The sequence below is a fragment of the Ideonella sp. genome, from assembly GCF_041914305.1.
In the GTDB taxonomy this organism is placed as follows: Bacteria; Pseudomonadota; Gammaproteobacteria; order Burkholderiales; family Burkholderiaceae_C; genus Ideonella.
Window position 1 is genome coordinate 551605 of the sequence record NZ_JAYSDQ010000001.1, and the last position, 23775, is coordinate 575379.

7 protein-coding genes are annotated in these 23775 nt (G+C 70.5%); 3 read left to right on the forward strand and 4 right to left on the reverse strand.

What is annotated here, in order from left to right:
- Positions 1-150 precede the first annotated feature (150 nt).
- Positions 151-13515, reverse strand: a complete 13365-nt coding sequence (locus tag ACE3SG_RS02295) for a hypothetical protein (protein WP_374562322.1) — start codon at positions 13513-13515, stop codon at positions 151-153.
- 254 nt (positions 13516-13769) lie between these two features.
- Between ACE3SG_RS02295 and ACE3SG_RS02300 the strand changes: the two genes are divergently transcribed.
- From ACE3SG_RS02300 to ACE3SG_RS02310, 3 genes are all read left to right on the forward strand, one after another.
- A complete protein-coding gene (locus ACE3SG_RS02300; RefSeq protein ID WP_374562323.1) occupies positions 13770-15545 on the forward strand; it encodes a type I secretion system permease/ATPase in 1776 nt (591 codons plus the stop codon).
- Positions 15542-16873: an HlyD family type I secretion periplasmic adaptor subunit gene (locus ACE3SG_RS02305; RefSeq protein ID WP_374562325.1), complete on the forward strand. Its 1332-nt coding sequence runs from the start codon at positions 15542-15544 to the stop codon at positions 16871-16873. Before ACE3SG_RS02300 ends, ACE3SG_RS02305 begins: the two co-directional genes overlap by 4 nt.
- Positions 16874-16957: 84 nt before the next feature.
- Positions 16958-17476, forward strand: coding sequence for a hypothetical protein (locus ACE3SG_RS02310; protein WP_374562326.1), 519 nt, complete (start codon positions 16958-16960; stop codon positions 17474-17476).
- A 49-nt stretch (positions 17477-17525) separates the two neighbouring features.
- On the opposite strand, the gene ACE3SG_RS02315 is transcribed toward ACE3SG_RS02310, so the two are convergent.
- The 3 genes from ACE3SG_RS02315 to ACE3SG_RS02325 all read right to left on the reverse strand — a co-directional run bounded on the left by ACE3SG_RS02315 (position 17526) and on the right by ACE3SG_RS02325 (position 23732).
- The gene (locus ACE3SG_RS02315; RefSeq protein WP_374562327.1) at positions 17526-20189 is read right to left on the reverse strand and encodes an excinuclease ABC subunit A; all 2664 of its coding nucleotides are present in this window, start codon (positions 20187-20189) and stop codon (positions 17526-17528) included.
- 10 nt (positions 20190-20199) lie between these two features.
- On the reverse strand, positions 20200-22623 hold the full coding sequence (locus tag ACE3SG_RS02320; RefSeq protein WP_374562328.1) for a catalase: 2424 nt from the start codon (positions 22621-22623) through the stop codon (positions 20200-20202).
- A 101-nt stretch (positions 22624-22724) separates the two neighbouring features.
- Complete coding sequence (locus ACE3SG_RS02325) at positions 22725-23732, reverse strand: PHB depolymerase family esterase (protein ID WP_374562329.1); 1008 nt, start codon at positions 23730-23732, stop codon at positions 22725-22727.
- Between the last annotated feature and the right edge of the window lie 43 nt (positions 23733-23775).

Below are 23775 nucleotides of genomic sequence, written 5' to 3' on the forward strand. Positions count from 1 at the left end.
AGTCCGCTGCGCGAGCCCGGGGGGCTTTGCTCGGACACAAACAGTCCTGAGGACTGTTTGTGTCTAGCAAAGGGCCGGGCCTCCGGCTCGGCGCGGCCTGCAAGGCAGGCCCCGAGGGGCCGTGGGAGCTCCATCCCCGGCGTGGGGGCCTCAACTCCCGAAGATGTCCCCCGCGTCGACGTTGCTGACATTGGTGCCCAGCAGCTTGATCTCCATGTCGACCGCGCCGTCGCCGTTCACGTCGACCAGCAGCACGGTGTCACCCGCACCCAGGCCGCTGCCGTAGGTGGTGCCGCTGACGGCGCGCACCTCGGTGTTGCCGCTGGAGGTGAAGGCCCCCGTGCCGCGGAAGCCCAGCGTGCCCTGCACCAGGCCCAGCAGGTAGATCTGGTCGACCGCCGTCGCGTTGGTGCCGGCGTTGAAGCCGGTGATCGTGTCGGCCGACGAGCCGGTGCCCGATTCCGACGCTGCCTTGAACAGGATCTTGTCGACCCCGATGCCGGCGGTGATCGCATCGACACCGCCCTTGGCCCAGACGGTGGTGGCGCCGCTGCGGATCGTGATGGTGTCGTTGCCGGCGGAGCCGACCACGCTTTCGACCGCACCGACCGACACGGCGCCCGCCGCCAGCATCGTCAGCGTGTCGGCGCCGGCCGAGCCGGTCACCGTCTCGACGCCTGATATCGACAGGCTGCCGGCGGCCAGCAAGGTGACGTTGTCGGTGCTGCCGGTGGTGCCGATCACCGTTTCGATGGACGAGACCTGCAGCAGGCCGGTGCCGCGCAGCGTGATCACGTCGGTGCCGGTGGTGCCGGTGACCTTCTCGATCGCCGAGACCGACAGGTTGCCGGCGCTGAGCATCGTCAACGCGTCGGCGGTGCCTGCGGTGCCGTTGACCGATTCGATCGAGCCGACGCGCAGCGCGCCGCCGGTCAGCATGGTCAGCGTGTCGGTGCCGGTGGAGCCCAGGGCGGACTCCATGTCCTTCACGCTCAGGCTGCCGGCCGACAGCATCGTGACGATGTCGGTGGTGCCGGTGGTGCCGATCAGGCTCTCGACGCTGCTGACCTTCAGCGAGCCGCCGACCTGCAGCGTCACGCTGTCGGTGCCGGTGGTGCCGAGCACGGTCTCGATGTTGCCGACGCGCACGCCGCCGGTGCCCAGCATCTGCAGCACGTCGGTCGTGCCGTTGGTGCCGAGCACGGTTTCGATCGCGCTGGCGGCCAGGCTGGCGCTGAGCATCACCACCGAGTCGGCACCGGTGGTGCCGATCACGGTTTCGACGCCGCTGGCGCGCAGGGCGCCGGCCACGGTGAGGGTGACGATGTCGGTGCCGGCCGAGCCGATCACGGTGTCGATCTTGTTCACCAGCATCGAGCCGGCGGCCAGCATCGTGACCGTGTCGGTCAACAGCGTGGTGCCGATGACGCTCTCGACCGCCGACACGCGCAGCGAGCCGGTGCCGCGCAGCGTGACCACGTCGTTGGTGGCCGTGCTGCCGAGCACCGATTCGATCGCGTTGACCGACAGCGAGCCGCCGCCGACCAGCGTCACGACATCGGCCGTGGCGGTGGTGCCGTTGACCGACTCGACACCCGACACGCGGATGCTGACCGAGCCGCTGCCGCGCAGTGCCAGCACATCGGTGGCCGCGGTGGTGCCGACGACCGATTCAACGCCGGACACCGACAGCGTGCCGGTGGCCAGCATCTGGATCACGTCGGTCGAGCCGCTGGCGCCGTTGACCGTCTCAACACTCGAGACCTTCACGGTGCCCGATTGCAGCAGGGTCAGCGCATCGGCGCCGGTGGTGCCCAGCACCGTGTCGATCGCCGAGGTCGAGACACCGCCGGCGGCCAGCAACCGCAGCACGTCGGTCGCGGCCGTCGTGCCGACCACGGTTTCGACGGCCGAGACGGCCAGCGTGCCGGTGGCCAGCATCGAGACCACGTCGGTGCCGGTCGAGCCGGTCACCGATTCGACGGCCGAGATGTCGATCGTCGACGCCGCCAGCAGGCTGATCGCGTCGGTCGCCGCGGTCGAGCCGATCACCGACTCGATCGCCGAGATGCCGGTCGCGTTCACGTCGGCCAGCAGCCTCAGTGTGTCGCTCAGGCCGGTGGTGCCGATCACGCTGCTGACGCCGCTGGTGGTGAGGCTGCCTTGCTGGCGCATCGTCACCGCGTCGCCGGCCAGCGTGCTGCCGATCACGGTCTCGACATCCGAGACGCCGACCGTGCCCGCGCCCAGCAGCGTGACGACATCGCCGGTGCTCAGCGTGCCGGTGACCGTCTCGACGCCGGAGACGGCGATCGCGCCGGCCGCCAGCAGCGTGACGCTGTCGGTGGTGCTGGTGGTGCCGATCACGGTGTCGACGCTGGACACGCTCAGCGCGCCGGTGACACCCAGGGTGACCACCTCGACGCTGCCGCCCAGGCCGTAGACCGTTTCGACGCCGTTGACGCGCACGCTGCCGCCGGCGAGCAGGTTGACCTGGTCGCTGCCGGTGCTGCCCACCACGCTGTCGATCGCGCTGATGCTGACGGTGCCCGCGTCGAGCAGGGTCAGCGCGTCGGTCAGGCCGGTGGTGCCGATCACGGTCGCCACGTCGCTGACCTTCAGCGCGCCGCCGACCAGTTGCCGCACCACGTCACCGCTGGCGCCGGTGCCCAGCACGGTTTCGATGCCCGACACGCCGACGTTGCCGGCGGCCAGCAGGGCCACGATGTCGGTGGTGCCGGTGGTGCCGATGACCGAGTCGATCGCCGACACGGTCAGGCGGCCGCCGGCCAGCATCGTCGCCACATCGGTGGTGGCGGTGGTGCCGATCAGGGTTTCGACCGCCGAGACCTTGACGCTGCCGGTGGCCAGCAGCGTGACCACGTCGCGGGTGCCGGCCGAGCCGACCACCGATTCGACCGCCGAAACGGCCAGCGCATCGCCGGTGCGCATCTTCACGGTATCCACGCCGGCGCTGCCGGTCACGGTTTCGACGTCGGAGACGTTGAGCACACCCGCCACCAGCATGGTGACGCGGTCGGTGCCGGCGGCGGTGCCGTCGACCGTCTCGACGCCCGAGACCGCCAGCGTGCCGCCGTTCAGCAGCAGCGCCACGTCGGTCACGGCGGTGGTGCCGATGAGGGTTTCGACGCCGGTCAGCGCGACGGTGCCGGTGGCCAGCAGGCGCAGCACGTCGGTGGTGGCGGTCGAGCCGGTCACCGTGTCGATGGCGTTGATCGCCAGTGTGCCGCCGTTGAAGCTGATCACGTCGACGGCGGTCGTGCCCAGCACGCTCTCGACGCCGGAGACCTGGAGCTCGCCGCCGCCGCGCAGCGTAACGACATCGATGCCGGTCGAGCCGACCACCGATTCGACCGCGCTGACCGCGACCGAGCCGGCCGCCAGCAGCGTGACCACATCGGTGGTGTCGCCACCGCCGACGACCGATTCGATCGCCGAGATCTGCACCGCGGCCGATTCGAGCAGGCGCAGCGTGTCGCTGGCGCCGGTCGAGCCGATCACGCGCTCGAAGCCGCTGGCAGCGATGCTGCCGTTGGCCAGCAGGGTCAGCACTTCGGCCGTGGCCGTGGTGCCGATCGCCGTTTCGACCGCCGAGACCGACAACGCGCCGGCCGCACCGGAATCGGTGACGGTGACCACGTCGGTGCCGGCCGAGCCGATCACCGTGTCGATCTTGTCGACGCTGACCGACGCCGCAGCCAGCAGGCTCAGCACGTCGGTGGTGCCGGTGGTGCCGGTGACCGATTCGACGGCCGAGACCGCCAGCGTGCCGGCGGCCAGCATCGTGGCCGAGTCGCCGGCGGCGGTGGTGCCCAGCACGGTCTCGACCGCGCTGACGCTCACCGCGCCGGTGTTGAGCATCTTCAGCACATCGGCGCCGGTGGCACCGATCACGCTGTCGACGTCCGACACCGCGACGCGGCCGGCGGCCAGCAGCGTCAGCACGTCGCCGCTGCCGGCGCCGGTGCCGATCACCGATTCGAAGGCCGAGACCGCGACCGCGCCGCCGGACAGCAGCGTCAGCGTGTCGCCCAGGTCGGTGGTGCCGATGACCTTGTCGATGTCCGACACGGCGATCGCGCCGGCGGCCAGCAGGTTGACCTGGTCGGTCGTCGCGGTGGTGCCGACGACGGTGTCGACGGCCGAGACCTTGATCGCGCCGGTGGCCAGCAGCGTGATGACGTCGCCGGCGTTGGTGGTGCCGACGACCGATTCGATCGCCGAGATCGACATGCTGCCGGTGGCCAGCATCGTCAGTGCGTCGGCGGTGCCGGTGCTGCCCAGCACGGTCTCGATGGCCGAGGTGGCCAGCGTGCCGCCGGCCAGCATCTGCAGTGCGTCGGTCGAGGCGGTCGAGCCGATCACCGATTCGATGCCCGAGATCGCCATCGCGCTGGTCGGTGCGGCCAGCAGCGTCAGCGTGTCGGCGGTGCCGGTCGAGCCGGTCACCGTCTCGATCGCCGACACGGCGACCGTGCCGTTGCCGATCAGCGTCAGCACCTCGGTGCCGGTGGCGCCGATGATGGTCTCGACGCCCGAGGCGCGCAGCGTGTCGCCGGCGTTCAGCATCACGATGTCGCCGGCACCGGCCGAGCCGATGACCGACTCGATGCCGCTGAAGCGCAGCGTGCCGGCGGCCAGCATCGTCACCGCGTCGGTGCTGCCGGTGCTGCCGATCACGCTGTCGACCGACGAGACGGCGACGGCGGTCTGCGAGCCGGTCAAGGTCACGGTGTCGGTGCCGGTGGTGCCCAGCACGGTGTCGACGCCGTTGATCGCCAGGCCGCCGGCGGCGCTCATGCTCAGCACCTCGACGCCGGTCGAGCCGATCACCGACTCGATCGCCGAGACCCAGGTGCTGCCCGCGGCGAGCAGGGTCAGCGTGTCGCTGGTGCCGGTGCCGCCGATGACGCTGTCGATGGCCGACACCGACAACGCGGCCTGCGCGCCCAGCAGGGTCACCACATCGGTCGCGGCGGCGCTGCCGATCACCGTCTCGGCGCCGCTGACACGCAGCGTGCCGCCGCCGTTCAGCGTCACCACGTCGGTGCCGGTGGTGCCGACCAGGGTTTCGATGCGCGAGACGGCGATCGTCGCCGAGGCGCCGTCCAGCGTCAGCACGTCGGTGCCGGTCGAGCCGATCACCGATTCGAAGGCCGACACCGTCAGGCTGCCTGCGGCCAGCAGGGTCAGCACTTCGCCGGTGCCGGTGGTGCCCACGGCGCTTTCCATCGCCGAGACGGCCAGCGAGCCGGTGGCCAGCAGGCTCACCGATTCGCCGGCACCGGTGGTGCCGATGACCGTGTCGACACCACGCACCAGCAGGCTTTCGCCGGCGGCGCCCAGGCGCACGGTCTCGGTCAGCGCGGCGCTGCCGGTCACGCTCTCGATGCCGGACACGGTCACCGCGCCGGCGGCCAGCAGCGTCAGCGCGTCGGTCGTGCCGGTGGTGCCGAGCACGCTGTCGACGGCCGAGGTGGCCAGGCTGCCGGTGGCCAGCATCCGCACCGTGTCGTTGACGGCCGTCTGGCCCAGCACGGTGTTGATGTCGGACACGGCCAGCGTGCTGCCCGAGGCGAGGGTGACCACTTCGACCAGCGTCGAAGCGCCGATCACGCTGGCCACGTCGCTGACCTTCAGGGCGCCGGCGGCCAACATCGTGACGGTATCGCTGCCGCCACTGCCGACCACCGATTCGACGTCGGAGACTTCGAGCGAGCCGCCGTCCAGCACGTTGACGACATCGGTCGCGGCGGCCGAGCCGACCACGCGCTCGATGGCGCTGACGTTGACCGTGCCGGTGGCCAGCATGTTGAGGATGTCGGTACCGGTGGAGCCGACCACGCTGTCGACCTTGCTGATGCTCAGCGTGCCGGCGGCCAGCATCGTGGCGGTATCGGTGCCGGTGGTGCCGACGAGGGTGTCGACGCCCGACAGCGACAGGCTGCCGGCGGTCATCAGCGTCACCGCTTCGGTCGTGCCGGTGGTGCCGGTCACGGTTTCGAAGCGCGAGACCGAGATCGCGCCGCCAGCCAGCAGGGCCAGCACGTCGTCGGTGTCGGTGGTGCCGATGGCGGTCTCGACGCCGCTGACGGACATCGTGCCCGGCGTCGTCATGCGCACGATGTCGGCCACGCCGGCCGAGCCGAGCACGGTCTCGATGTCGCTGGTCGTCAGGCTGCCGGCGGTGAGCATGCGCACCACGTCGGTCCCGGTCGAGCCGTTGACGCTGGCCATGCTGGACACGGCGATCGTGCCGGCGTTCAGCAGCGTGGCGGTGTCGGTCGTCGCGGTCGTGCCGATCAGCGTCTCGACGCTGCTGACCTCGATGCTGCCGCCCGCGGCCACGGTGACGATGTCGGTGCCGGTCGAGCCGACGACGGTTTCGAAACGGTTGACGCGGATCGTGCTGGCCGCCAGCAGCTCCAGCGTGTCACCGGCGTCGGTGGTGCCGATCGCGGTGTCGACATCCTGCACGGCCAGCGAGCCGGCGGCGAGCATGGTCACCACGTCGGCCGAGCCGGACACGCCGAGCACGGTGTCCACGTTGGACACGCTGATCGAGCTGGCGCCCACCAGGGTCACCACGTCGGTGCTTTCGGTGCCGATCACCGTCTCGACGCCGGAGATCGCCATGTTGCCGCCGTTGTTCACGGTGACCACATCGGTACCGGTGCTGCCCAGCACCGTCTCGATGTCGGAGATGCCGATGCTGCCGGCGGACAACATGTGAAGGATGTCGGTCGTCGACGTGGTGCCGATGGCGCTGGCGATGCTGCGCACGTGCAGCGTGCCCGAGGTCAGCATCGTGACTTCGTCGGCGGTGTCGCCGGTGCCGACCACGGTCTCGATCGCAGAGACGGCCAGCGCGCCAGCGGTCAGCATCCAGACGCCGTCGACGCCGGTCGTGCCGACGACGGTCTCGACGTCCGACACGCGCAGGCCGCCGGCGGCCAGCAGGGTGACCACGTCGTCGGTGGCGGCGCTGCCGGTCACGCTCTCGACGCCGCTGACGGCGAGCGCGCCGCCGTTGGCCATCGTCACCGCGTCGGTCACGCCGAGCGAACCCAGCACGGTCTCGATCGCATCGATCTCGACCGCGCCGGTGGCCAGCAGGTGCAGCACGTCGGCGGTGCCGGTAGTGCCCACCACCGTGGCCACGCTCGACACATGCAGCGTCACGTCTTCGCTCAGCTGCGTCACCACGTCGTTGGCGTTGCCGGTGCCCAGCACGGTGTCGATGTCGCTGATGCTAACGGCTTCGCTGGCCAGCAGGCGCAGCGCGTCGGCGCCGGTGGTGCCGATGATGCTGGCGACCGACGAGACCGCCACGGTGCCGGCGGCCAGCAGGGTGACCACATCGGTCGATTCGCCGGTGCCGCGCACCGATTCGACCTGGCTGATGGACAGGCTGCCGGTGGTCAGCAGCGTCACGCTGTCGGTCGAGCCCAGTCCGCCGACCAGCGTTTCGACGTCGGACAGCACGATGCTGCCGCTCGTCATCAAATGGATCTCGTCGGCGGTGCCGGTCGAGCCGATCACCGTCTCGACGGCCGACATCGCGACCACGCCTTCGGTGCCCAGCGTGACGATGTCGCCCGCGCCGGCAGCGCCGACCACGGTCTCGAAGTCGGACACGGTCACCTCGCCGGCGGCCAGCAGGTGCAGCACGTCGGTGGTGGCGGTGCTGCCGCTGACGCTTTCGACGTCCTGCACCGCCAGGGTGCCGGCGGCGCCGAGCGTCACGCTGTCGGCCAGGTCGGCCGAGCCGAGCACGGTGTCGACCGCGCTGACGGTCAGGGCGGTGCCGTCGCGCATCGTCAGCACATCGGTGCCGGTGGTGCCGCGAACGGATTCGATGCCGGCGACCGACAGGTTGCCCGCGGTCACCAGCTGGATCTCGTCGAGCGTGCCGTCCGAGCCGGTCACGCTTTCGACGCCGGAGATCTGCAGCGTGCCTTCGGTCAGCAGCGTCACTTCGTCGGCGGTGTCGGTGGTGCCCAGCAGCAGGTCCACGTCGCTGACCGAGATCGCGCCGGCCACCAGCATCTGCACGGTGTCGGCGGTGCCGCCGGCGCCGATCACGCTTTCGACCGCGCTGACCGCCAGCGTGGTGTTGGTGTCGAGCTGGGTGACGGTGTCGTTGGTGGCCGACGAGCCGACCAGCGTGGCCACGCCGGACACGCTGACACTGCTGCCAGCCAGCAGCGTGACGACGTCGCCGCTGCCCGAGCCGACGACCGATTCGATGTCGCTGATCGACAGGTTGCCGGCCGCGTCCAGCGTGACCGTGTCGTCGGTCGCGGTGGTGCCGGTGACGGTCTCGATCGCGCTGACATGCAGCGAGGTCGCGTCGAGCATGCTGACGCTGTCGGCGCCGGTGCTGCCGACCACGCTCTCGATGTCGCTGACCGAGACCGCACCGGCGGAAGACAGCGTGACCACGTCGGTGCCGCCGCTCTGGCCGATCACGCTCTCGACGCCGCCGACGAGCACGTTGGCGTTGGTGTCGAGCAGCGTCACCGTGTCGCCGAAGCCGGCCGAGCCGGTGATGGTTTCAAACGCCGAGACCTCGATCGCGGCGCTGTTCAGCAGCGTCAGCGCGTCGGTGGTGCCGGTGGTGCCGATGGCGGTTTCCACGTCGCTGACAGCGACCGCGCCGGCCGACAGCAGCGTGACCACGTCGGTGCCGGAGGAGCCGAGCACGCTGTCGACGGCCGAGACGCTGATGCTCGCGTCGGTCAACAGGCTCAGCACCTCGACGCCGGTGGTGCCGGTGACGGTTTCGACGTCGCTGACAGCCAGGCTGCCGGTGGCGATCGAGAGGATGTCGGTGCCGGTCGAGCCGAGCACGGTGTCGATGGCCGACAGCGTGATGCTGCTGCTGGTCGCAGCGGCCAGCGTGACCACCTCGACCGCATTGGCCGCGCCGGTCAACGATTCGACGGCGTTGGCGCCACCGGCCACGGTGACGCTGCCGCCGCCGACCAGCGTGACGCGGTCGGTGCCGGTCGAGCCGGTGATGCTTTCGACGCCCGACAGCGTCACGGTGCCGGCGTTCAGCAGCGTGACCTCGTCGGTCGTGCCGGCCGCGCCGATCAGGGTCTCGACGTCGGACAGCGCCACCGTGGCCGAAGCCAGCAGGGTCACGGTGTTGGTGCCGCCAGAGCCGATCACGGTCTCGATGTCGGTCACCGCGATGCCGCCCGCGGCCAGCAGTGTCAGCGCGTCGGTCGTGGCGGTCGAGCCGATCACGCTCTCGACGCTGCTGACGCTGTGCGCGCCGGCATCTTCGAAGGTCACGGTGTCGACCGAGCTGGCGGCGCCGAGCACGGTTTCGACATCGCTGGTCTGCACGCTGCCGCCGCCGGCCAGGGTGAGCACATCGCTGCCGGTGGAGCCGACGACGCTTTCGACGGCCGACACGGCCAGCGTGGCGGTGCCCATCGTCACCTGGTCGGCGCCGGTGGAGCCGATCACGGTGGCGATGTCGCTCACCTCCAGCGTCGCGCCGTTGCCCAGCAGGCTCAGCACATCGCCGGTGGCGCCGGTGCCGATGACCGATTCGACGCCGGACACGGCCAGCGCGCCGCTGGCGGCCAGCGTGATCACGTCGGTGGTGTCGGTCGAGCCGATCACGGTGTTGATGTTGGCGACCGACAGCGCGGCGCCGGTGCCGACGACGGTGACGATCTCGACCGTGCCGCTGCCGCCGACGATGCTGTCGACGTCGGACACGGCGACACCGCCGCTGCCCAGCAGAGTCAGCACGTCGGTGCTGCCGGTGGTGCCGACCACGCTCTCGATGGCCGACACGGCGACCGCCGCGCTGCCCATCGTCAAGGTGTCGGTGCCGGTCGAGCCGAGCACGGTGGCCACGTCGCTGACGGTGGCCGCGGCGCCGTTGCCCATCAGCGTGACGACGTCGCCGCCCAGGCCGGTGCCGGTGATGGATTCGATGGCCGAGACCTTGATCGCGCCGCTGGCCAGCAGCGTGACGGCGTCGGTGGTGTCGGTGGTGCCGATCACGGTGTCGACCGCGCTGACGGCGACCGCGCCGGCGGTGCCGAGCGTGACCACTTCGGTCAGGCCGGCGCTGCCGACCACGGTTTCGACATCGGACACGGTCACCGAGCCGGCGGCCAGCAGCGTCAAGGCGTCGGTGGTGCCGGTCGAGCCGACGATGCTTTCGATGCCCGAGGTGGCGAGCGTCGCGGTCGCCATCGTCAAGGTGTCGGTGCCGGTCGAGCCGAGCACGGTGGCCACGTCGCTGACGGTGGCCGCGGCGCCGTTGCCCATCAGCGTGACGACGTCGCCGCCCAGGCCGGTGCCGGTGATGGATTCGATGGCCGAGACCTTGATCGCGCCGCTGGCCAGCAGCGTGACGGCGTCGGTGGTGTCGGTGGTGCCGATCACGGTGTCGACCGCGTTGACGGCGATCGCGCCGGCGGTCAGCAGCGTGACGATTTCGGTGATGCCGCTGCCGCCGATCACGGTGTCGACATCGCTCACGCCGATGCTGCCCGAGGCCAGCAGCGACAGCACATCGGTGGTGTCGGTGGTGCCGATCACGCTCTCGACGGCCGAGACGGCCAGCGCGCCGGTGGTCAGCATCGTGACCGCGTCGGTCGCGCCGGTGCCACCGATCACGGTGTTGATGTCGGACACGGCGACGGCCGTGCCGCCGATCATGCGCAGCACTTCGATGTTCGACGACGAGCCCAGCACGGTGGCCACGTCGGACACGCGCACGGTGCCGGCGGCGCCCAGCGTCAGCACGTCGGCGGTGTCGCCGGTGCCGACCACGGTCTCGATCGCCGAGACCCACAGGGCGCCGGTGGTGGTCATCGTCACCGCATCGGTCGCGCCGGTCGAGCCGATGACCGAGTCGACGTCGGACACACGCACCGCGCCAGCGGCCAGCAGCTGCACCACGTCGGTGGTGTCGGTGGTGCCGATCACGGTCTCGATGCCCGAGACCTTGACGGTGCCGGTGGCCAGCATGGTCAGCGCGTCGGCGCCGGTGGAGCCGAGCACGGTGTCGATGTCGCTGACGGCGACCGCGCCAGCGGCCAGCAGTTGCAGCACCTCGACCTGGGCGGTGGCGCCGAGCACGGACTCGACCGCCGAGACGCGCACGGTGCCGGCGTTCAGCAGCGTGACCACGTCGGTGGTGTCGGTCGAGCCGGTGACGGTGTCGACCGACGACACGGCCAGCGAGCCGGTGGCCAGCATCGTCACCGCATCGGTGGTGGCGGTGGTGCCGACGACCGAGTCGATGTCGCTGACGGCGACCGAGCCGGTGGCCAGCAGCGTGATGGTTTCGGTGGTGTCGGTGGTGCCGATCACGCTCTCGACACGGCTGATCGCCAGGTTGCCGGCGGTGCCGAGCGTGACGGTGTCGGTGCCGGTGGAGCCGATGATCGATTCAACATCGCTGACAGTGACGGCTGCCGCCGCCAGCAGATTCAGCACATCGGTGCCGGTGGTGCCGGTGACCGAATCGATCGCCGAGACCGACACGGTGCCAGCGGCCAGCAGCGTCAGCGCCTCGGTGGTGTCGGTGGTGCCGATGATGGTGTCGATCGCCGAGACCGACAGCGAGTCGCCGGCGTTGGCCAGGCGAACCACTTCGACCGCGGTCGTGCCGAGCACGCTGTCGACCGACGAGACGCTCAACGAGCCGGCGGCCAGCATGTTCACCACGTCGGTGGTGTCGGTGGTGCCGGTGACCGATTCGATGCCCGAGACAGCCAGCGTGCCGGTGGTCAGCATCGTCAGTGCGTCGGTGGCGGCGGTGCTGCCGAGCACGGTTTCGATGTCGCTGACGGCCACGCTGCCGGTGACCAGCATCGTCAGCACGTCGCTGGTGTCGGTGGTGCCGATCACGCTCTCGACGGCCGAGATGGCCAGCGCGCCGGTGGTCAGCATCGTGACCGCGTCGGTCGCGCCGGTGCCACCGATCACGGTGTTGATGTCGGACACGGCGACGGCCGTGCCGCCGATCATGCGCAGCACTTCGATGTTCGACGACGAGCCCAGCACGGTGGCCACGTCGGACACGCGCACGGTGCCGGCGGCGCCCAGCGTCAGCACGTCGGCGGTGTCGCCGGTGCCGACCACGGTCTCGATCGCCGAGACCCACAGGGCGCCGGTGGTGGTCATCGTCACCGCATCGGTCGCGCCGGTCGAGCCGATGACCGAGTCGACGTCGGACACACGCACCGCGCCAGCGGCCAGCAGCTGCACCACGTCGGTGGTGTCGGTGGTGCCGATCACGGTCTCGATGCCCGAGACCTTGACGGTGCCGGTGGCCAGCATGGTCAGCGCGTCGGCGCCGGTGGAGCCGAGCACGGTGTCGATGTCGCTGACGGCGACCGCGCCAGCGGCCAGCAGTTGCAGCACCTCGACCTGGGCGGTGGCGCCGAGCACGGACTCGACCGCCGAGACGCGCACGGTGCCGGCGTTCAGCAGCGTGACCACGTCGGTGGTGTCGGTCGAGCCGGTGACGGTGTCGACCGACGACACGGCCAGCGAGCCGGTGGCCAGCATCGTCACCGCATCGGTGGTGGCGGTGGTGCCGACGACCGAGTCGATGTCGCTGACGGCGACCGAGCCGGTGGCCAGCAGCGTGATGGTTTCGGTGGTGTCGGTGGTGCCGATCACGCTCTCGACACGGCTGATCGCCAGGTTGCCGGCGGTGCCGAGCGTGACGGTGTCGGTGCCGGTGGAGCCGATGATCGATTCAACATCGCTGACAGTGACGGCTGCCGCCGCCAGCAGATTCAGCACATCGGTGCCGGTGGTGCCGGTGACCGAATCGATCGCCGAGACCGACACGGTGCCAGCGGCCAGCAGCGTCAGCGCCTCGGTGGTGTCGGTGGTGCCGATGATGGTGTCGATCGCCGAGACCGACAGCGAGTCGCCGGCGTTGGCCAGGCGAACCACTTCGACCGCGGTCGTGCCGACCAGCGATTCGACGCCTGAGACGCTGAGCGAGCCGCCGCCGAGCAGGTTGACGATGTCGGTGCTGTCGGTCGAGCCGATCACCGATTCGACCGCCGAGACCGTCATCGTGCCGGTGGCCAGCATCGTGACCGCGTCGGTGGTGTCGGTCGAGCCGATCACGGTGTCGATGTCGCTGACCGCGACCGCGCCGCCGGCCAGCAGGTTCAGCACATCGGCGCCGGTGGTGCCGAGCACGCTCTCGACCCCGCTGACCGACATCGTGCCGCTGGTCAGCATCGACAGCACGTCGGTGCCGGTCGAGCCGACGACGGTCTCGATATCAGAGACGAACACCGTGCCGCTGTTCGCGGTATCCAAGGTCACCGCGTCGGTGCCGGTGGAGCCCAGGACGGTTTCGATCGCGCTGATCGCGATGCTGCCACCGGTTCCGAGCAGGGTCAGCACATCCGTGGTGGCGGTGGTGCCGCCGATGCTGCTGACGTTGCCCGAGATGACAACACCGTTGATATCGACCGAATCAATCATGAGAACTCCGAGGTCTTGAAGCGTGACGTTTTTGACGTTCTGGGTGACCTGAAAGTCTGGCGAGCCGGCCGCAGCCGGACGCCCCCTCCTTCAGGTCGTCATCGAGTTTTCGGCTTCGGGCGGCGCAGCTTGAAGCGCCAGTGAGGGTTATTCGCAGGCTTTATTTCTCGATTGAAGCGTTTACCGGGGGGCTACCCTGCCTGTCGTTGGCACCCGCTGTATGTGGCGGGCGCTCGGCCATGGATCGTTTTCCGATGACCTCTTCTGCATTGCCCGCCCGCCCCGCCACCGCCCCGCGCCGCCGCCAGGGCCCGATGGCCCACGCCCTGGCCGGCGAAAAACGGGCGCTGGCTGCCTGCGCCTTGTTCAGCGGGGTTTCCAGCGTCTTGCTGCTGGTGCCGTCGGTCTACTCGATGCAGATCTATGACCGGGTGCTGTCCAGCCGCCACGGCATCACCTTGCTGGCGCTGACCGCGATCGCGCTCGGGCTCTATCTGTTGCTGGCCGCGCTCGACTGGGCGCGGGGCGAGCTGATGGTGGTGGCCGGCATGCGCCTGGACGAGAAGCTGCGCCAGCGGGTCTACGACGCGGCGGTCGGCCGCCCCGGCGCCGGTGCGCTGGCCGCCAATGCGGCGCAGGCCGACCTGCACACCGTGCGCCAGTTCATCTCCGGCCCGGCCTTGCATGCCTTGTTCGACCTGCCGTGGCTGCCGGTGATGGCCTTGGCCGCGACGCTGCTGCACCCGCTGCTGGGTCTTTATGTGCTTGGTGCCACGCTGATGCTGCTGACGCTGACCTGGCTCAGCGAATGGCGCAGCGCCGGGCCGTTGGCGCGTGCCGGTGTCGAGGGGGCGCTGGCCCAGCAGTCGCTGGCCGAAACCGCGCGCCATGGCGAGCTGGTGCGTGCACTGGGCATGCAATCGGTGATGCGCGAGCGCTGGCTGCGCCGCCATCTGGCGATGCTGGGTTGGCAGTCACGCGCCAGCCAAGCGGCCGAGACCCTGGGCGCCGGCACACGCTTCGCCCGCATGGCCATGCAGTCGCTGGTGTTCGCACTCGGGGCCTGGCTGGTGCTCGATGGCGAGCTGTCGGCCGGCGGCATCTTCGCGGTCTCGCTGATCGTCGGCCGCGCCTTGGCGCCGGTCGAGCAGGTGTTGAACCTGTGGCGCCAGGTGGTTCAGGTGCGCAACGCCTGGGACCGGCTGGACAGCCTGTTGATCGAAGCCGGCAACCCGCCCGAGCGCATGGCGCTGCCGGCCCCGAGCGGGCAGATCAGCGTCAACCAGGTGTCGGCGCTGGCCCCGGGTGGTGCGCGGCCGGTGCTGGTGGGCATCAACTGCTCGGCGATGCCGGGCGACATCGTCGGCGTGATCGGCCACAGCGGCTCGGGCAAGTCGACACTGGGCCGCTTGTTGATCGGGCTGGACGCACCGGCCGCCGGCCAGGTGCGGCTGGACGGTGCCGAACTCACGCAATGGCCGCGCGAAGCGCTGGGCCCGTGGATCGGCTACCTGCCGCAGTCGGTGGACCTGATGGAAGGCACGGTGGCCGAGAACATCGCGCGCTTCGGCACGCTGGACGCCGAGAAGGTGGTGGCCGCGGGCCGCGCCGCCGGCGTGCACGACATGGTGCTGAAGCTGCCGCACGGCTACGACACGCCCCTGGGGCCGGACGGCGCGGGCTTGTCCGGCGGGCAGAAACAGCGCGTGGCGCTGGCCCGCGCGCTGTACGGCGAGCCGCGCCTGCTGGTGCTGGACGAGCCGAACGCGAACCTGGACGCCGACGGCGAGGCTGCGCTGCACACCGCGCTGATCGGCTGCAAGGCCCGCGGCGCGACCGTCTTCGTGATCACCCAACGCAACGGCGTGCTGGGCCTGGCCGACAAGCTGCTGGTGCTGCAAGAAGGCAGCGCACTGGCCTTTGGTGCCAAGCAAGAGGTGCTGGCGCGCTTTGCCGCGCCGAATACGCCGCCGCCTGCCGCACCGCCGCGCGTGGTGCCGCAGGCCGAGACAACGGAGGCCGGCGCATGAACGCGGGCAAGACGATGGAAACGATCGACCTCGCACCACCGCCGGTGCCGCTGGACCTGAAACGCCCGCTGCGTTTCGGCCTCGGCGCGCTGGCCATCGGCGCAGCCGTCACCCTGTGGTGGTCGGCCGCGGTGCCGCTGGCCGAAGGCGTGCCGGCCGACGGGGTGGTGAAGACCGAAGGCAGCCGGCGCAGCGTGCAGCACGCGCATGGCGGCACGGTGCGCGAGATCCTCGTGCGCGATGGCGACACGGTGCACCAGGGCCAGCCCCTGCTGCGGCTGGACGACACCGACGCTAGGGCCCGCTTCGGCATGATCGAGGCCCGCTGGTGGCCGGCCCTCGCGCAAGAGGCGCGCCTGCTGGCCGAGCGCGACGGCCTGGCGCGCATCGCCTTCCCGAGCGAGCTGCGCGATGCGAAAGCGCCTGCCGCGGCCGATGCAATGGGCGCCCAGCAGCGCCTGTTCGATGCCCGCCGCGCCGCGCTGTCGCAAGACGACGTGGCGCAACAGGCGGCGGTCGATTCACTGCGCGCCTACGGCAGCGGGCTGAAAGACCAGTCGGGCACGCGAGAAGAGCAGATCCGCTCGTTGAACGAAGAGTTGAAGACCTGGCGTGAGCTGCAGGCGCAAGGTTATGTGGCGCGGGCGCGCCTGTTCGAGATCGAGCGCAACCTGATGGCCGTGCAAGGCCAGTACAGCCAGGACATCGGCACCTTGTCGCGTGTCGAAGGCAGCGTGGCCGAGACCCAGGCCAAGCGCGCGCAGCGCCAGTCCGAGTTGCGGCGCGACATCGAGACCCAGCTGAGCGAGGTGCAGTCGCGCATCGCCGAGCTGCGCGAGCAGCGCGCGGCGTTGCGCGACGAACTCGAGCGCTGCACGCTGACCGCGCCGGTCGACGGCACGGTGGTCGACCTCGCGGTGCACACCGAAGGCGGCGTGGCCACCGCGGGCCAGAAGCTGATGGACATCGTGCCCAGCCACGAAGCCCTGCTGGTCGAGGCCCAGGTGCCGGTGCGGCTGGCCGATGGCCTGGTCACCGGCATGACTGGCCAGGTGCGCTTCACCTCGCGCGACCAGCGCCTGACCCGCCCGGCCGAAGGCCAGGTGGTCTACGTGGCCGCCGACCGCAGCGCCGACATGCAGAACCCCGAAGGCTGGTACCTGGTGCGGGTGGCGGTGACGCCGCAGGCATTGAAAGACGCCGGCGTGGCCAGCCTGCAGCCCGGCATGCCGGCCCAGGTGATGATCGCCACCGGCCAGCGCTCGATGCTGGCCTACCTGCTGGACCCGCTGACCAAGCGCCTGAACGGGGTGCTGGCCGAGCGCTGAGACACCAGCGCCGGCACATGGCTTGCCATACGCCCACAGCAGCAGTGGCGATGTTCGCCTCTGCGCAAAGCGAAAGGACAAGCCATGGGAAACGTGACGAAAGACCAGACCTCGGCCAACCGTGATCCGATCACCGGCGCACCGGGCGCGCACCCGGTCGGCACCGGCCTCGGCGCCGTGATCGGCGGGGCCGCCGCCGGCGCCGCGACGGGCACCGTGGCCGGCCCGGTCGGAACGCTCGCAGGGGCGGCCGTGGGGGCCGTGCTTGGAGGGCTGGCCGGCAAGGGCGTGGCCGAGATGGTCGACCCGACCGCCGAAGACGCCTACTGGCGCGAGAACTACAAGGCCCGGCCCTACGTGGGTGATGCCCCGTACGATGATTTCGGCCCTGCTTATGCCTACGGCGTGGAGGCGTTCAGCACCTACCCGAGCCGCAGCTACGACGAGATCGAGCCCGAGTTGTCGCGCAAGTGGGCCACGGCCCGCGGCACCTCGTCGCTGGAGTGGGACCGCGCCAAGCACGCGACCCGCGACGCATGGTCTCGCGTGAGCGACGCCGTCGAGCGCGCGACGCCGGGCGACTCGGACAGAGACGGCAAGTGACGCCGGCGGCGGCCCCGGTCTTTTCGCCGGGGCCGCTGCAGCGCAAGCCTCAGCCTGGCGCGGTATCGACATACCGGGCCAGGTACTGCCCTGTTCGGCTGGCGCGGTCTTGCGATACCTGCCGGGGCGTGCCGGTGGCGATCACGTGGCCGCCTGACAGCCCACCCCCCGGCCCCAGGTCGATCACCCAGTCGCTCGCGGCCACCGTGCGCAGGTCGTGCTCCACCACGACCACGGTGTTGCCCGCATCGACCAGCCGGTTCAACTGCACCATCAGCCGATCGACGTCCGCCGGGTGCAAGCCGGTCGTCGGCTCGTCCAGCACATACAGCGCATCGCCCCGCTGCGCCCGCTGCAGCTCGGTCGCCAGCTTGATGCGTTGGGCCTCGCCGCCGGACAGCTCCGTCGCGGGTTGCCCCAGACGCAGGTAGCCGAGCCCGATCTCGCTGAGCAGGCGCAGCGGCTTGTCGATGGCACTCTCGTCGGCAAAGAATGCCTGCGCTTCGTCGACCGTCATCGCCAGCACTTCGGCGATCGACCGGCCACGCAGCAGCACCTGCAGCGTGGCCGGGTTGAAGCGCGCGCCGTGGCAGGCCGAGCAGGGCGCATAGACGCTCGGCATGAACAGCAGCTCGACACTGACGAAGCCTTCACCGTCGCAGGTCGCGCAGCGTCCCTTGGCGACGTTGAACGAGAAGCGGCCGGCGTCGTAGTGGCGTTTGCGCGCGGCCGAGGTGGCCGCGAAGAGCTGCCGCACGTGATCGAACAACCCGGTGTAAGTCGCCAGGTTCGAGCGCGGCGTGCGGCCGATCGGTTTCTGGGTCACCTGCACCAAACGCCGAAGGCCCTGCAAATCGCCGTGCAACTGCCCCAGCGGGCGATCAGCGGCATCAGCTTCGGAGAGTTGCGCCCCGTCGTCGGTGTTGGGCAGGTCCAGCCCGAGGTGGCGCTGCACCAGCGTCACCAGTGCCTGGGTCACGAGGCTGGATTTGCCTGAGCCCGACACGCCGGTGACCGCCGTCAGCGCACGCAGCGGAAACTGCACGTCGATGCCCTGCAGGTTGTTCACCGTCACGCCGCGCAGGCCAAGCCAGCCGGCGGTCAACGGCCGCGTCTCGCGCGGCACCACGCGCCGGGCCACGAGGTATTGGCCGGTGTGCGAACCGGTGACCTGGCCCAGGCCCGCCGGCGGGCCGCTGTAGACGATGCGCCCGCCTTGTTCGCCGGCGTCGGGCCCGACGTCGACCAGCCAGTCGGCACTGCGCATGATGTCCAGGTCGTGCTCGACGACGAAGATCGAGTTGCCGCTGTCCTGCAATTGCTTCAGCGCCGCCATCAGCGCTTCGCTGTCGGCGGGGTGCAGGCCGGCCGAGGGTTCGTCGAGCACATAGACCACCCCGAACAGGTTCGAGCGGATCTGCGTGGCCAGCCGCAGCCGCTGCAGTTCACCCGGCGACAAGGTGGGCGTGCTGCGGTCGAGCGACAGGTAGCCCAGCCCCAGACCCTGCAGGCTGGCGATGCGCTGCGCCATGTCGGCGGCGATGCGCCGGGCCACGATGCGCTTTTCCTCTGACAGGTTGGGGGTGCGCCGCGCGTCATGGGCGCCGGCGTGCGCCGAGCCGCCCGCCTGGACCCTGCGGGCCGTGTCGTCCAGCGCCTGCCGGCGGCTGACCTGCGGGGCTTCATCGTCGGCCTCGATGTCGAACTGGCCATGGGCGGCGGGGCCCAGCAGCCGGGCCAGGTCGTCCAGCGTCATCGAGCCCAGCTCGCTGATGTCGTGGCCTGCAAACTTGACCGACAGCGAAGCCGGGTTGAGCCGCTTGCCGTGGCAGGCAGGGCAGCGGCTGGGGGTCATGAACCTCGCCACGCGCCGCTTCATCAGCGCGCTGTGCGTGGTGGCGTAGGTGTGCAGCACGTATTGGCGTGCGCCGATGAACGTGCCCTGGTAGCTGGGTTCGGTCTGGTGCCGCCGGGCCTGGCGCGTTTCGGCTGGCGTGAAGCCGGCGTAGACCGGCACTGTCGGCTGCTCGTCGGTGAAAAGAATCCAGTCCCTCAGCTTGCGCGGCAAGTCCTTCCAGGGCTTGTCGACGTCGTGCCCGAGCGAGACGAGGATGTCGCGCAGGTTCTGCCCCTGCCACGCGGTGGGCCAGGCCGCGACCGCGCGTTGCCGGATCGTCAACGTGTCGTCCGGCACCATCGATTGCTCGGTCACCTCGAACACGCAACCCAGGCCGTGGCAGTGGCGGCAGGCACCCTGAGGGGTGTTGGCGGAGAAGTCTTCCGCATACAGCATGGGCTGCCGCGGCGGGTAGCTCCCCGCGCGCGAATAGAGCATGCGCAACAGGCTGGACAGCGTCGTGACGGTGCCGACCGATGAGCGCGCGTTGGGCGTGCCGCGCTGCTGTTGAAGCGACACCGCGGGCGGCAGGCCGTCGATCGAGTCGACGTCCGGCACGCCCACCTGGTCGATCAGCCGGCGCGCATACGGCGAGACCGATTCGAAGTAGCGCCGCTGCGCCTCGGCGTAGAGCGTGCCGAAGGCGAGCGACGACTTGCCCGACCCCGACACGCCGGCGAAGACCACCAGTCGATCGCGCGGCAGGTCCAGGTCGACGCTCTTCAGGTTGTGTTCGCGCGCACCGCGCACCCGGATCCAGCCGGTGGGGGCGCCGGCCTGGCGGTCGCCGCCATTGAACGGTGGGTCGCGCTTCATGCGGCGAAGCTCACGCTGGCAAGGCCGCCTCGCGCTCGGGGTGGCGGTGCCGGCCCATCGCCTCGACCAGCCACGCGCAGGCCTGCGCCGCGTCTTGCGGGCCGACCTGCGAGATGCCCGGGTCGGGCTCACCGGAGGCGAGCGTGGCCACCACGCCGGCCGCCCCGAGCAAGGCCGACGACGCGCCGATGGACAGGATCGTCTTGCCGTGTAGCCACGCATCGCGGATGAAGGGCAGCGTGTGGGGGTCGGCGCGCAGCGCCTGCACGGCCGCTTCACCGCCTGGCAGCACGACCGCATCGAACAACACGCTGGGCGAGTTCTCGAGCGAAGCGTCGGCCTCGATGGCCTGGCCTGCTGCGGTGCGGGTGCGCCCAACGTGCGGGCCCACATAGCGTGACGTGGCGCCTGTTTCGAGCAGCGCTGCGGCCACGGCGGCCGGCAGTTCAGCTTCGAAGCCGTCGGCCACCAGGATCGCCACCTTGCGCGAGCGGATGCCACGCTCACCGGGCAGGGCGGTCAGCGACAGGGCCGGCGATTGCCGCACCTCCGGCTCGGGCGGCACCTCGATCGCGCGCGGCAGCGGCGGCGGCACATCCATGCCCAGGCCTTCGGCCACCTCGGCGGCCAACCGGCCCGACACGTTGGCCAGCGAGGCCAGCATGCGCTCGCGGATTGCGGGCACGGTGAGCTTGCTCAGCTCGAAGCGGAAGGCGGCCGCGATGTGGCGCTTCTCGGTCTCGGTCTGGCTGTCGTAGAACAGCGTGGCCTGGTTGTAGTGCTCGGCAAATTTTTCCGGCTTGCCACGCATCTTGTCCTGCTCGACCGGCTGGGGGAACGACACGAAGCCCTGCCTGCCGGCCTGGAACGGGCAGCCGCCGCCCAGCGAGTTGGGCTCATACGCCACGCGGCCGCGGTGCAGCGCCTGGCGGTGCATGCCGTCGCGCTGGTTGTTGTGCACCTGGGCGATGGGCGCATTGATCGGGATCTCGTGGAAGTTGGGCCCGCCCAGGCGGCTGATCTGGGTGTCCACATACGAGTGGATGCGGCCGGCCAGCAGCGGGTCGTGGGTGAAATCGATGCCCGGCACGACATGGGCCACGCAGAACGCCACCTGCTCGGTCTCGGCGAAGAAGTTGTCGGGGTTGCGGTTCAACACCATGCGCCCGACGGACTGCAGCGGCACCAACTCTTCGGGCACCAGCTTGGTGGCGTCCAGCACGTCGAAGCTGAACTGCTCGGCCTGTTCTTCGGTGAACACCTGCAGGCTCAGTTCCCACTCGGGGTACTCGCCGGCCTCGATCGCCTCCCGCAGGTCGCGGCGGTGAAAGTCGGGGTCGGCGCCGGCCAGCTTGACGGCCTCGTCCCAGACCAGCGAATGGGTGCCCAGCAGCGGCTTCCAGTGGAACTTGACGAACACCGATTCGCCGGCCGCGTTGACCAGGCGCCAGGTGTGAACGCCGAAGCCCTGCATCATCCGGTAGCTGCGCGGGATGGCGCGGTCCGACATCGCCCACATCAGCATGTGGGTCGACTCGGGCATCAGCGACACGAAATCCCAGAAGGTGTCGTGCGCCGAGGCGGCCTGCGGCATTCCGTGGTGTGGCTCGGGCTTGACGGCGTGCACGAGGTCGGGGAACTTCATCGCGTCCTGGATGAAGAACACCGGCATGTTGTTGCCCACCAGGTCCCAGTTGCCTTCGTTGGTGTAGAACTTGACCGCGAAGCCGCGCACGTCGCGCGCCGTGTCGATCGACCCGCGTTCGCCGGCCACGGTGGAAAAACGCACGAAGACCGGTGTCTGCTGGCCGTCGGCCTGGAACGGCGCGGCCCGCGTCAGCTCGGGGATCGCGCGGGTGCACTCGAAGTAGCCATGGGCGCCCGAGCCGCGCGCATGCACGACGCGCTCGGGAATGCGCTCGTGGTCGAAGTGGGTGATCTTCTCGCGCAGGATGAAGTCTTCGAGCAGCGCCGGCCCGCGCAAGCCGGCCTTCAGCGTGTTCTGGTTGTCGCCGATGCGCACGCCCTGGTTGGTCGTCAGCGCCCGTCCGCCGGCATCGGACCGCACCCGGTCGAGCGGGCCGTTGTTCGGGTTGTGGCCGGCCGGCGGCACGCCGGGGCCCAGCTTCGCCGAGGCGTTGCTTTCGCTCAGCGTGCTGGCGGTGACGAACGGCGCCACCGGCTCAGCCGTCTCGCCCACGGGCGGCTCGTGGCCATGGTCGAGCCCATGTTCCAGCGCCTTGTTGGCGTTGTGCGGCCGGGCGCCGGCAAGCGCCTGCACGCCCGCGGCGTGCTGGGCGGGGAGGTCGGTGCCATCGTCGCCGACGAGGTGCGACGGGCCGCCGGTTGATTGCTGCGCGGCGCTTTGGCTGCCGGCCTTGCGCAACTGCGGCGCGGTCGATGTCTTCTCGGGTGTCGGGGCCGGCTTCGGCATGGGGAACTCCTGCGGGGCTGATGTCGGAAGCCCGCATCCGGCAAGCGATGTTCCCGCGCAGCGCGCGCCGGCGATGTTGGCCGTCGGTCAACGAGGCGCGGTCAGCCCTTGAACTGCCTGGCCACGAAGGCCCAGACCATGCGTGACGCGTCGGGCCCGCGCTGGTCGCTGAAGGGTTTGCTGGCGGCGCCGCCGCTCCAGGCATGGGCCAGCCCGCCCACCGCCACCAGGGTCGCCACCGTCTTGCCTTGGCGCTTGAAGTCCGTCACCGCCATCGGGTAGCGCTGGCCGCGCCGAACGCTGCGGGCACGCGCCGGCTGGGCGCCGGCGGCGTCGGCCCAGACCTGCGCCGCGGCGTGGCCGTTGTGCGGCGAGACGACGATGTCGGCATCACCATGGATCACCAGCAGCGGTGGCCAGTCGGCCGCCATCGTGACCGGCGTGGTCGCCAGCGGCCGGGTGCGCCGAAGGCCTTGCATCGCACCGAGCGCCGACATCGACGAGTGCGCGGTGCCGGGCGGGATGCCCGAGTGCATCACCACGGCCTTGAAGCGCTCCGGGTGCCGCGTGACCAGCAGCGCGGCCATGCTGGCGCCGGCGGACAGGCCGGCAACGGCCACACGGGCGCGGTCCACCGGATGCAGCAGGCAGACCTGGTCGATGGCCTTCATGATCAGCGCGGCTTCGGCATAGGCGCGGCCGTTGCCGGTGTCGAACCAGTTCCAGCAGCCTCGGGGGTTGGCCAGGCGATCTTGCTCGGGGTAGAGCACCAGGAACCGCTCGCGCATCGCGACGCGGTTCATGCGTGTACTGGCCGCGAACGCGTTCGCATCCTGGTCGCAGCCGTGCAGCATCACCACCAGCGGCAAACGCTCGCCGATCTTCACATCGGGTGGGCGGTAGAGCCTGAACCGCCTGACGCCGGCCGAACCGACGGCCACCCCGGCGATCCACGCCCCCGGCCCCGGTGGCGGTGTGCGACGGGCGACGACAGGCTTGATCGCTTGCGCGAGCGCAAGGGTGCCCGACCGAGTGGCCGTGCGGGTCATGGCCGCCAGGTTGCGCTCGAAGGCCTTGGCCCAGGTGGTGGTGCGCAGTCGCTTCTTCATGCAGCCGATTCTGGGGCTGCACGGTGACGCTGCGTGGTTTGTG

Excerpts from the sequence above, each read along its gene's own strand:
- ACE3SG_RS02295 (WP_374562322.1), bottom strand. The coding sequence starts at position 13,515 with ATGATTGATTCGGTCGATATCAACGGTGTTGTCATCTCGGGCAACGTC.
- ACE3SG_RS02300 (WP_374562323.1), top strand. The coding sequence starts at position 13,770 with ATGACCTCTTCTGCATTGCCCGCCCGCCCCGCCACCGCCCCGCGCCGC.
- ACE3SG_RS02305 (WP_374562325.1), top strand. The coding sequence starts at position 15,542 with ATGAACGCGGGCAAGACGATGGAAACGATCGACCTCGCACCACCGCCG.
- ACE3SG_RS02310 (WP_374562326.1), top strand. The coding sequence starts at position 16,958 with ATGGGAAACGTGACGAAAGACCAGACCTCGGCCAACCGTGATCCGATC.
- ACE3SG_RS02315 (WP_374562327.1), bottom strand. The coding sequence starts at position 20,189 with ATGAAGCGCGACCCACCGTTCAATGGCGGCGACCGCCAGGCCGGCGCC.
- ACE3SG_RS02320 (WP_374562328.1), bottom strand. The coding sequence starts at position 22,623 with ATGCCGAAGCCGGCCCCGACACCCGAGAAGACATCGACCGCGCCGCAG.
- ACE3SG_RS02325 (WP_374562329.1), bottom strand. The coding sequence starts at position 23,732 with ATGAAGAAGCGACTGCGCACCACCACCTGGGCCAAGGCCTTCGAGCGC.